Origin of the sequence: Mesorhizobium sp. M7A.F.Ca.US.005.03.2.1 (genome assembly GCF_003997795.1) — a bacterium.
Lineage (GTDB): Bacteria > Pseudomonadota > Alphaproteobacteria > Rhizobiales > Rhizobiaceae > Mesorhizobium > Mesorhizobium ciceri.
In genome coordinates, this window is the sequence record NZ_RZRP01001142.1 from 1 (window position 1) to 1,554 (window position 1,554).

Here is a 1,554-nt window from a genome sequence, read left to right on the forward strand (position 1 = left end):
ACATGAATGCGAGCTTCGACGTCACTCCGCATCTGGAGGATCTGTGGCGGTATGGTCGAGTGCTTACGCACAACGACGCAGACGCCGACGACTTGGTGCAGGAGTCGCTTGTCCGCGCTCTTTCCTTGGCTCGCAGTTACGATTCTTCGCGTCCTCTCATGCCCTGGCTGATCACAATCGTGCGAAATACCTTTCTAACCAGTGCGGTGCGTGCGGACGCAGAGAGGCGGCGGATTGCCGCCTTTGCGGAGCAGTCTGACCCACTGTTACTGCCATCGCAGGAGCACAGCACCGAACTCTCCAATGTCAGAAAGGCGCTGAGAGAGTTGCCTACGGAGCAAGCCGAAGTTCTCCATTTGGTCGGCGTCCTCGGCTTCACCTATTCTGACGCCGCAACAGTACTCGGCGTACCGCAGGGAACTGTTATGTCCCGCCTGAGCCGCGCACGAGTTGCCCTGAAGAACAACATGGAAAAACTACGCGATTGCGCGCCTTCCCAGTTAAAAGTTGTAGGAGGCCGTGATGTGGCCAAGTGACCGTATTTCCGAGGACGAGATCAATCGCTTCCTTGACGGCGAACTGACCCAGCCTCAGAGATCCGACCTCCAGGCACGGCTTGCCCTGGAGCCGGAACTGGCGGCGGAAGTTTTTGCCCAGGCACAGCGCATGGAAGCATTGCGCGTCGCTCAACCGCAGCGGCTTTTCCCGCCCCGAGTTAGCGTGGACAAGGCCAAGCAACTGGAAAGTGCGTTTCGACGGCTAAGAATATTCAGTGCGCTCAAACTGCAAACGGCAGCCGCCTTGCTCATTCTGGCGGGTTGGTCGGCCAACTCATTGACACTGCCTCTCCGCCAGGGAGGGCAAACCACCGATGAGAATTTCATTCTTGCCGCGCGTGATGCCTTGCGAGTCGCCCAGCTGAATGCCGGTCCCGAAAGGGGCAGTGAGCCAAAGCAGGACAAAATCGAGCGACTGGTCGGCGCCATGAACATCAGCATGCCCGCTCTTCCAGCGACATGGAGGGTGAAAGATGTTCAGGTGCAGCCCTGGAACGGGCGGCAGAGCCTTGTCGTGACGGCTGACACACCGAGCGTTGGCCAGATCACACTGGTTGCGGTCGCGATGAGCGGCGAAGACGCCGTACCGCCTACTCCCGCTACGGATGGGCGCGTGCCGACCATATACTGGCAATCGGGCGGCACGGCCTACGCCCTGATGGGCCCTGCCGCGCCCGACCGACTTGAAAAAGAGGCTAAGGAAATCGAGGTGGCCACCCGGAGGAGCGTCGCTGCCAAAATACGGGGCTGAGGACCATTGGGCTATCATTAGTCAAAGGAAAGTGAGACTGCATGTCTGCCGAACAAATCCAGAAACATTTCATACGGTTTCTTGGTTCGGATGTCGGTGTATCGTTCAGTAATCCGTTAGATCCCCGCGAAGTCATTCTGTATCGGCCTGACAAATTGTCCGAGACATTTGTGACGTGGGCGTTCGAGGAACTGAAAAAGACCACGCCGGACGTCGCAAGAAAGATTGACCGACTGCTTGTATCAT

3 protein-coding genes are annotated in these 1,554 nt (G+C 57.9%); all 3 read left to right on the forward strand.

All coding sequences use genetic code 11. The features are described from left to right. Nucleotides 1–536 (forward strand): sigma-70 family RNA polymerase sigma factor (locus EN991_RS35565; protein ID WP_064995211.1); only part of this gene is annotated, 536 nt, incomplete at its 5' end. After that, nucleotides 523–1,308, forward strand: a complete 786-nt coding sequence (locus tag EN991_RS35570) for a hypothetical protein (protein WP_064995212.1) — start codon at nt 523–525, stop codon at nt 1,306–1,308. The genes EN991_RS35565 and EN991_RS35570, both read left to right, overlap by 14 nt. Before the next feature lie 41 nt (nt 1,309–1,349). Further along, nucleotides 1,350–1,554 (forward strand): hypothetical protein (locus tag EN991_RS40495; RefSeq protein WP_206519326.1); only part of this gene is annotated, 205 nt, incomplete at its 3' end.